At 63.1% G+C, this 9346-nt stretch carries 9 protein-coding genes; 6 read left to right on the forward strand and 3 right to left on the reverse strand.

All coding sequences use genetic code 11. From position 1 onward, the window contains the following. Window positions 1-9: 9 nt before the first annotated feature. Genes NFJ07_RS15685 through NFJ07_RS15695 form a run of 3 tightly spaced genes read right to left on the reverse strand, consistent with a single transcriptional unit; the run spans window position 10 to window position 3229 of the window. Complete coding sequence (locus NFJ07_RS15685) at window positions 10-849, reverse strand: sugar phosphate isomerase/epimerase family protein (protein ID WP_269995701.1); 840 nt, start codon at window positions 847-849, stop codon at window positions 10-12. Continuing rightward, window positions 846-2060 (reverse strand): dihydrodipicolinate synthase family protein, encoded by a 1215-nt coding sequence (locus NFJ07_RS15690; RefSeq protein WP_269995702.1) that lies wholly within the window; start codon window positions 2058-2060, stop codon window positions 846-848. The genes NFJ07_RS15685 and NFJ07_RS15690 overlap by 4 nt, the downstream gene beginning before the upstream one ends. Beyond that, a complete protein-coding gene (locus NFJ07_RS15695; RefSeq protein ID WP_269995703.1) occupies window positions 2060-3229 on the reverse strand; it encodes a Gfo/Idh/MocA family protein in 1170 nt (389 codons plus the stop codon). The genes NFJ07_RS15690 and NFJ07_RS15695 overlap by 1 nt, the downstream gene beginning before the upstream one ends. Window positions 3230-3398: 169 nt before the next feature. Between NFJ07_RS15695 and NFJ07_RS15700 the strand changes: the two genes are divergently transcribed. The 6 genes from NFJ07_RS15700 (at window position 3399) to NFJ07_RS15725 (ending at window position 9290) form a co-directional block, all read left to right on the forward strand. Then, on the forward strand, window positions 3399-4454 hold the full coding sequence (locus NFJ07_RS15700) for a LacI family DNA-binding transcriptional regulator (RefSeq protein ID WP_269995705.1): 1056 nt from the start codon (window positions 3399-3401) through the stop codon (window positions 4452-4454). A gap of 264 nt (window positions 4455-4718) precedes the next feature. Beyond that, window positions 4719-6113 (forward strand): MFS transporter, encoded by a 1395-nt coding sequence (locus tag NFJ07_RS15705; RefSeq protein ID WP_269995707.1) that lies wholly within the window; start codon window positions 4719-4721, stop codon window positions 6111-6113. A 67-nt stretch (window positions 6114-6180) separates the two neighbouring features. Continuing rightward, the gene (locus NFJ07_RS15710) at window positions 6181-6513 is read left to right on the forward strand and encodes an L-rhamnose mutarotase (protein ID WP_269995709.1); all 333 of its coding nucleotides are present in this window, start codon (window positions 6181-6183) and stop codon (window positions 6511-6513) included. 371 nt (window positions 6514-6884) lie between these two features. Continuing rightward, entirely contained in the window at window positions 6885-7073 is a 189-nt protein-coding gene (locus NFJ07_RS26055; protein WP_442865355.1) for a hypothetical protein, read from the forward strand. A gap of 438 nt (window positions 7074-7511) precedes the next feature. Next, window positions 7512-8417, forward strand: a complete 906-nt coding sequence (locus tag NFJ07_RS15720; RefSeq protein ID WP_269995711.1) for a DUF6414 family protein — start codon at window positions 7512-7514, stop codon at window positions 8415-8417. A 171-nt stretch (window positions 8418-8588) separates the two neighbouring features. Beyond that, a complete protein-coding gene (locus NFJ07_RS15725; protein ID WP_269995713.1) occupies window positions 8589-9290 on the forward strand; it encodes a hypothetical protein in 702 nt (233 codons plus the stop codon). Window positions 9291-9346: the final 56 nt, after the last annotated feature.

Here is a 9346-nt window from a genome sequence, read left to right on the forward strand (position 1 = left end):
GCCGCACTGTTATGCGTACGGCAGCACGAGTTCCGCGTAGCGCTGCCTCATGGTTTCCAGGACCGAATCGCCGTCGGCGTCCCAGATGTCCTGGTTAAAGATCTCCACTTCGATGTCGCCGGTGTAGCCGGCGTCGCGCACCCAGGTGCCGATCGTCGCGAAGTCGATCACGCCGTCGCCCATCATGCCGCGGGAGAGCAGGGCGTCGGCGGCGATGGGGAGGTTGAAATCGCACACCTGGTAGGAAGCAATCCGGTTTTCCCGGCCGGCCCGCTGGATCTGCTGCTTCAGTTCCGGGTCCCACCACACGTGGAAGGTGTCGACGGCGACGCCGACCGCCTTCGCGTCGTAGGGTGCGGCGAGGTCGAGGGCCTGGCCCAGGGTCGAGATGAGGGCCCGGTCCGCCGCGTACATCGGGTGCAGGGGTTCGAGCACCAACCGGACCCCGTGCTCGACGGCGAAGGGCACCAGGTCCTCGAGGCGATCGGCCACGCGCTGGCGGGCCGCGACGACGTCCTTCTCCCCCGACGCCAGCCCGCCGACCACCAGGAACAGCTCCTGGGTATCCAGCGCCACGGCTTCCAGGATGGCCGCCCGGTTGTCCGCCAAAGCGGCTGCCTGCCCGTCGGCGTCGGCCGCCGTGAGGAAGCCGCCCCGGCAGAGGGACGAGACGCGAAGTCCGGCGTCCTTGATCAGCTTGGCGGCCTTGTCCAGGCCGGCGTCGGCGACGATGTCCCGCCACGGTCCGATCGCCGGAATTCCGGCACGGACGCAACCGTCCACGGCCTCGGCGAGGGTCCATTTCTTGGTGGTGGCGCTGTTCAGCGACAATCTTGAAAAGTCGCTCATGCGCCCACTCCGTTGATGCGAAGGTAATCGGACATCCGGAAGGCGGCCAGCGCCGGATCGCGCAGGAGCCCGGCTTGGTCGGCGAGTTCGAAGGTGCGCGCCAGGTGGACCACGGAGCGGCCGGAATGCAGCCCGCCGACCATCTGGAATCCGGGCTGTTTGCCGTTGAGCCAGGACATGAAGGCGATCCCGGTCTTGTAGTAGAACGTGGGGGCGCTGAAGATGTGCTTGCCCAATTCGCGGGTGGAGTCCAGGATGGCGCGCGCGTCCGCAGCGTCGCCGGCGTCGTACTTCTGCAACGCCACCGAAGCGGCAGGGTAGATTGCGGCGAAGATGCCCAGCAGCGCGTCCGAGTGGTGGGCGCCGTCGCCGTCGATCAGTTCCGGGTAGTTGAAATCGTCGCCGGTGTAGAGGCGGACGCCCTCCGGAAGAGCGGCACGCAGGGCAACTTCATGCGAAGCGTCGAGCATCGAGACCTTCACGCCGTCCACTTTGTCCGCGTGATCGCGGATGAGGCCAAGGAAGGTCTCGGTTGCTGCAGCGACGTCGTCCGAGCCCCAATAGCCGGCCAACGCGGGGTCGAACATGGTCCCGAGCCAGTGCAGGATGACGGGCTGATCCACTTCCTGCAGCAAGGTGGAGTAGACGTGCAGGTAGTCCTCAGGGCTTGCCGCCACCTTGGCCAGCGCCCGCGATGCCATGATGATGACCTTCGGTCCGGCTTCGCTCACGACGGCGATCTGCTCACGGTACGCGTCCAGCACGGCGTTGATGCCGGCGGGACCCTCGGGGACTGAGTCCAGGTCCAGCTGGTCCGTTCCGGCTCCGCAGGAGACAAGGTCCCGGACCGTCTTCCCGGCGGTGGCCGAGTTGCCGGACGCCACCACGGACGCCGCTTCGACGCCGGTTCGCTTGATGAGCTGCTGCGTGGCGGCCCAGTCCAGGCCCATGCCGCGCTGGGCGGTGTCCATGGCATCGGCGACGCCCAAGCCGTAGGACCACAGCTCGTGCCGGTACGCCATGGTGGTGTCCCAGTCCAAGTGCGCGGGGGCGCCGGGGGTGTTCTCGGCCGTCGCTTCGGGGATCACGTGCGCGGCGGCGTAGGCCCGCCGGGACGTCAAAGGCGCCGTTGGCCTGGCCCAGGACGTGGCCGGCTGCAGCGTGTAGAGGCGGGTCCCGCCGTCGTGGTTTGGAAGAAGAAGGGTGGTCATCAGAGCACGATCTCCGGGATGTCGATGGTGCGGCGCTCGGCTGAGGACTGCAGGCCGAGTTCGGCGAGCTGCACGCCGCGGGCGGCGGAAAGCAAGCCGAAGCGGTGCTCGCGGCCGGCGACGACGTCGCGCAGGAATTCTTCCCATTGCAGCTTGAAGCCGTTGTCCAGATCGGCGTTCGCGGGGACTTCCTGCCACTGGCTGCGGAAGGACTCCGTGACGGGCAGGTCCGGGTTCCAGACGGGCTTGGGCGTGTGGGCGCGCTGCTGCGCAACGCACTTGTTCAAGCCCGCGACGGCGGAACCGAGAGTGCCGTCGATCTGGAACTCCACGAGTTCGTCGCGGTAGACGCGGACGGCCCAGGAGGAATTGATCTGCCCGACGACGTCGTCCCCGCCCGGGGTCTCAAGCTCGAAGATGCCGTAGGACGCGTCGTCGGCGGTGGCCTTGTATTCCTTGCCCTGTTCGTCCCAGCGGGTCGGGATGTGGGTGGCGGTTTTGGCGTTGACGCTCTTGACCTTGCCGATGATGCCTTCAAGGACATAGTTCCAGTGGCAGAACATGTCCGTTGTCATTCCTCCGCCGTCTTCCTTGCGGTAGTTCCAGGACGGGCGCTGCGCCGCCTGGACGTCGCCTTCGAAGACCCAGTAGCCGAATTCGCCGCGGATCGAGAGGATGCGGCCGAAGAAACCCTCATCCACCAGGCGGCGCAGCTTGACCAGGCCCGGCAGGTACAGCTTGTCGTGCACCACGCCGGCCGTGACGCCGGATTCCTTGCCGATGCGCGCCAGTTCGATCGCCTCTTCAAGCGTCTCCGCCGTCGGCTTTTCGGTGAAAATGTGTTTTCCGGCGCGCATCGCCTTCTTCAGCGTCGCGGCGCGAAGGCTGGTCATCGACGCATCGAAAACGACGTCGACCGTGGGGTCGTTGATGACCGCATCCAGGTCGGTGGACCATTCGGAAACCTTGTGGAGTTCGGCCAGTTCTCGGATCTTCGCCTCGTTGCGGCCCACCAGGATCGGCTCAACCTGGACGCGGGTGCCGTCCGCCAAGGTGAAGCCCCCGGCGTCCCGGATGGGGAGGATGGACCGCAGCAGGTGCTGGCGGTAGCCCATCCGGCCGGTGATGCCGTTCATGGCGATGCGGATCGTCTTTGTTTCGTAGCCCATGAGTCCTTCTTCAATGGAAAGTAATGAGATGGGAAAGCGCATTCCCAATGCACTCATGATGACACGCGGACACGAGTCTGGCAATCGCTTTCCCGCAGACAGCTACGACTGCAATAATCGGATGTTGCTGAAAATGCCCGAGACTGTGGCCTTGAACGAGGAGTTGTCCGTGACTGCAAGCACGCTGTCCGAAGTGGCCAAACTGGCCGGCGTCTCCCCCGCCACCGCCTCCCGGGTGCTCAATGGTTCTGCCAGGACACCCGCACCGGAGATCGCGGAGCGCGTCCGGCAGGCGGCCGACACCCTCGGCTACATCGCGAACGCCCAGGCCCAGGCGCTGGCGAAATCCAGCACGGGGCTCATTGGCCTGATCGTGCACGACATCGCGGACCCTTATTTTTCCGCCATAGCGCAGGGCGTCCAGGCCGCAGCACGGCAGGAGCGCCGCATGGTGCTGCTCGCCACCACCAACGGCACACCCGCCGAGGAGAAGGAAGCCGTCGCCGCCTTCGCTGCACGGCGGGCCGAGTCGATCGTCATCGCAGGATCACGTTCAACACGTTCCGAAGACGCCCGCGCGAACACCGAGCTAGCCGCCGAACTGGACCGCTACTGCCGCAACGGCGGGCGGGTGGGCGTCGTCGGGCAGGCGATATTGGGCGTCGGCGAAACCGACAGCTACCGCACCATCGCCGTTCCCAACGAGCGACTTGCGCAGGATCTGGCGAGGGAATTGGCGCGCACCCACAAAGGGCCGTTCGCCATTGTGGCCGGGCCGGAGGGACTGACCACTTCGGATGAGCGCGTCATGGGATTCCAACGCGGATTGTCCGACGCCGGCCAGCCCGCCGCGGATGTTGTGCACGTCGCGTTCAACCGGAACGGCGGCTTCGATGCCGGCATTGAACTTGCCTGGCGGATCAAGGCCTCCGGCCAATCGGCGCCGGAGCAACGATTGTGCATTTTCGCGACGAACGATGTCATGGCCATCGGCGTGGCGGCCGCGTTGAGGGACCAGGGGCTCAGAGTCCCCCATGACGCCAGCCTCGCAGGGTTCGACGACATCGAATGGCTCCGAGACTTCCGGCCGGCACTCTCCACCGTGAGCCTGCCGCTTGAGGAAATCGGACGGCTGGCAACCATTGCGACCCTTTCCGACGACGACGGCGGTCCAGCCGCCGTCGCGGGCAGCGTCACCCTCCGCAGAAGCACGAGTTCGCCCTAGTTCTCCGGGTTCGCGGCGGCTCCATCGATCACACGATGACGCCGGGCCGAGAGTCCCGCGCCAGTGTGACCGGCGCAACAACTTAACCTTGACAGCGGGGCCGTGCGGGTGTCTCATGGAAAGCGCTTACCAGATGGGAAAGCGCATACCAAGCGGAAGATCCAGTCCGATACTTGCGATGGCGCCGCCCTCCTACTGGAAACCAAACCCAAAGACGGGAAGGCCCTTCCAGTGGCCCCAACGACTTGTCCAAAGGAGGACAATATGAAGATCGACGCGAGTAGGCAGCGAAGTTCAACCGAACCGCGACAGTCCAGCACCACGAGGAAAGCGGCAGCCAGCGGCTGGATCGGCAGCGCCCTCGAGTACTACGACTGGTTCATCTATGCGCAGGCCGCTGCACTGGTCTTCCCCGGAGTCTTCTTCCCCGCGGGAAACCCGACCGTGGCACTGATCGCCTCCCTAGGCACGTACGCCGTGGGCTACGTCGCCCGCCCGATCGGCGCATTCGTCCTGGGACAGTGGGGCGATAAACACGGCCGGAAGAACGTTCTCGTCTTGGCCATGTTGATGATGGGCGCGTCGACCTTCGCTGTCGCATTGCTGCCCACCTACGGCCAGGTAGGCCTCCTGGCACCCGTCCTGCTGGTTGCCGTCCGACTCATCCAGGGCTTTGCGGTGGCCGGCGAACTGAGCGGCGCCAGCGCCATGATCGTGGAGCACGCACCTTTCGGCCGCCGGGGCTTCTACGCAAGCTTTGCACTCCAAGGCACCCAGGCCGGACAGATTATCGCCGCCGCGGTATTCCTCCCGCTCTCGGCCATGCTCTCCAACGAAGCATTCAAGTCCTGGGGCTGGCGCATTCCGTTCCTCCTCAGCGCCCTCGTGGTGTTCGCCGGGTACATGATCCGCCGCCGGGTCGAAGAAACCCCCATCTTCGCCGAGGAAAAGGCGCACCGGGAGATCCCGAAGATGCCGATCGTCCGCGTGCTGCGGGAAAGCGGTCTCGACGTGGTGCGGGCAGTCTGCATGACCCTGGTCAACGTCGTCGGCGTCACCGTGGCAGTCTTCGGTGCGGCGTACGCCACCCAGCCGGGCTACGGCGTCGGCATGAGCACCAGCGTCTACCTCTGGATCCCGGTCCTGGCCAACGTCGTCGCACTGGCCCTCATCCCCTTGTTCGGAAATCTGTCGGACCGGTTCGGCCGCAGGCCGTTGATGATCTTCGGCTCGTTGAGCTCCGGCGTGCTGGCCTACGCTTACCTCTACGCGGTCAGCCAGAACAATGTACTGCTCACCATCGTCCTCTCGATCCTCATGTGGGGCACGCTCTACCAAGTCTGGAATGCAACGTTCGCCAGCTATTTCCAGGAGCTCTTCCCCGCCCGCACCCGGGTCACGGGATTCGCCATCTCGCAGAACATCGGCCTCGTCATCACCGCATTCCTTCCGAGCATCTTCACGGCGATCGCCCCGCCGGGGTCCTCGAATGTACCGCTCATCATCGGGTCCATCTGCTTCGGAATCTGCATCATCGGGGCTGTGGCCGCCTGGTCGGCCCGGGAAACGTACCGCATCCCCCTCAACCAGCTGGGAACTCCGGACGCGACGCCGGTTGCTCGCGAGGAATACCGCCAGCTCCGGAGCGCCGCCCGGTAAGCTGCGCGATTAAGGCAGCGATTCGTGGGCTTTGAATGAAACGATTCACACAGGGAGGAGGATCCACATGCGTGTCTGCTTCCGTTCCTCGGTCAAACCCAGCCAGATTCCCGAATATCAACGCCGGTACGCGGCCGTGTGGCCAGAGATGCTCGGTGAACTCAAGGCGGCCGGTTGGAACCACTATTCGTTGTTCCTCGCCGACGACGGTTTGCTGGTGGGATACCTGGAATGCGACGACTTCGACGCGGCGCTTGCCCGAATGGTCTTGACTGACGTGAATGCCCGCTGGCAGGCGGAAATGGCACTGCTGTTCGAAGACGACGCACGGGCGCCGGGCCAGGGATTCGTCCAACTCACGGAAATCTTCAATCTGGAGGACCAGCTGCCCAGGGGCTGAGGCCTCACGCTCAAACCGGGGCTTGATTCCCATCGCCGCGCTTCAAGCTCCGGCCTGGGAAACAAGCCCGGTATGGCGTCCACGCCGACCCGGGATGGCGGCAAAGAGCCCCTCAAACGATCGCGGAAACCCCTGTCACGGCCCGGCCCCAAGCCGCTTTCCAGCGTTTGTCCCATGTGGAGACATCTGCGGATGCAGGCGTCTGGGAATGACCACAGTCGAGTACGGGCTATAGGGGTGGGATGTCGATGTCACCGGCAAAGGGCCACGCCTGCCGGACAGATAGGAGGAGAGTCAGCTGGTGGGGGTCATCATTGACCCTGATCAGCATGTCCTGCGGACACGGATTCCCCCCGTACCCACACCGGGCCGTGGCGCCCAACGATGGAACCGGCGGCAGTAAGAACAAGGATCGCACCAAGGCGGAAGAGCTTGACCGGCGCACCTGCCCACGGCGGCTCCTCGACGGTCTCATCGGCGCGTGCAAAGCGTCCCTCTCCACCGGCGGACTCCCTGCTGCGGGAGGACTCCGTCCCCGGGTCATGGTCACCATCGATTAACGCGACCTCCTGGACCGTCTCAAAAAGGCCGACATCACAACAAGGCACAATGACGGCTCTCCCGGCACCGGGTCGTTCACCTTCACCGGCCCTATTACCGCTTCCACCGCACGCAGGATCGCCTGCGACGCAGACACCATCCCCGTCCTGCTCGGCAGCGACAGCGGCATCCTGGACATCGCCCGCACCACCAGGGCTTTCCCGCCCCACATCCGGAAAGCCATCACCGCGCGCGACCAAGGCTGCGCCTTCCCCAACTGCACCATCCCAGCTCCCTGGTGCGAGGCCCGCCAACATCAACTACTGGTCACACGGCAGCCGGGTTGTCTCTCCCACTTGCGTCACCCAGTGCACGAAGACGGCCAAGCCCACAAGTTGCGAATACACCCTCTCGCCCGGGCTGTGGGTCCTGCCGGACGATTTGTGATAGCACTAGAAGTGCTTGATACCGAATCTGAACATGGGGGAAGTATGGCGATCTATAGGCAGCCTTCAAAGAAGATCCATCGAGGGTTTTTTTATCTGAACGACGAGACGGTCATCAACTCCTTGTCTGCGGTCGAGTCCGGCAAAATCGACGAAGTCGTCGCTAAAGTCAACTCCGCTCGAGAGGGGGGTTTTGGCGGCGGACTCGGATTTCAGGGGGCCAACATTGAGGGTTCGAAGAAGTCAACGTCCGCATTGGCCGAGGAAATCGTGCGTACTCGTACCCGCTTCTCAGTCTTCGAACTGTGGTACCAGACTCTGGTCGACGGGAAGGCCCTTGGTTCTTTCGAGGGATGGGGCCCTAACGCTCTAAACGGGGTAGAGCCTGGTCATACCGTTGAGTTTCGGGCCACATTGGAGGTTGTACCCCTGCAAACGCTACTGAGGCTTTACCTCTGGTTCTCTGATAAAACGAAGACTCAAGGCCATGTGTTCAGCCAAAAGGGGGAAGAGTTGAAGAGTACAAAGGATTCGGAACGCAACATCAAGATGCTCCTTGGCGATAACGACGAGGGAGGCGCGGGAGAGTCCATCTTTATTGCGAAGCCGATTGGCGAATCTGGACCCGCAGTGGCGATGCCTATATCCGGCGAGTGGCTTATCGGAAAGATTGGTCGGCTGGGTGGGGAGTACAGCATCGTGGCACAGGTGGATCAGATATTAGGACCGCAGGAGGAGCTTCCGACGCTCCGGCTCACTCACGACGTATCGGCAACTCCTCTAGAGATAACGACTTTGCGAGATTCGGTGTCAAACTTCGTTGAGCCTGCTAAGGCTATGGGAGTCGACGTCTCCACCTCGGACGCCAGTATCACAGGCCCGGCCCTGTGGCTCAACCCGATTGCGATATTCCGGTAGCTGAGCAGCCACTAATGGCAAGCGCCGCTGGGTTCCACGGATACCGATTCACTACGGCTGCGGGACTCTTGTAAGGCAGAATAGTGGCGACGACTAGGCCGCTGAGGGGAAAACGTGCCACAAACAAGACGTTCCAATACGTCCATCGGACCGACAACCTGGCACGGAGGTGTGGAAGAACTGCGGCGTCTTGTTGACGCATTTTCGGGCTTTCAGGACACAGCAAATGCAGCGCTCCTCGCCGAGCAGGCTGAGGGCAAGGCAGCTAGACGTTTGGCCTTCGAACAACAAATGGACTCTGCCGCTGCGTTGTTCGAAGAGGATCTGAAGGACCACAACAAGAAGTATCTTGCATCTTTGCTGAAGGACGCACAGACCAACGATTACGCTCGCATGACGGAGCAGATCGCGTTGAAGGCGATGACACCCAAACTGGAGGTCACTTACAAAGAACTCAATACGAAGGATTCCGGCTCGCCAGACGATGTGATGCATAGACTGCACGTCAAGCAAGTAGCGAAAGTCTCCGTGGAATTTGGGCGCGTATATGGGAGCGATGAAGTGGGTGCGCTGCTCACGCTGGATGAGCGCGGGGCACAAGTAACTGTTGCTGGAGATGAAATGTTCGTCAACGCTGCAGTCAGCCGATTCAAGGAGCTGTTCCGCCAGCAACGACCGAGGTTGTGGTGGCTTCGCAGCCCCTGGTTTTTGGTACCGTTCGCGGTAGTCGCAGCCCTGAGCGTTGTGATGCTACTCGTTAATTGGTTGTACCCGCACAACCCGGGAGATGCAGCATGGTGGACGTCAATGGCTGCCATCACTATTTTTTATGGGCAGTGGTTTGGTATTAGATGGCCGATACCGCATAATTGACACATGACCGACTCACGTAAGCCGCTTCGCGCGGTTCTTTACCTACGTCTCTCCGT

It is taken from the genome of Arthrobacter sp. B2a2-09 (genome assembly GCF_027587375.1).
Taxonomy (GTDB): Bacteria; Actinomycetota; Actinomycetes; order Actinomycetales; family Micrococcaceae; genus Arthrobacter.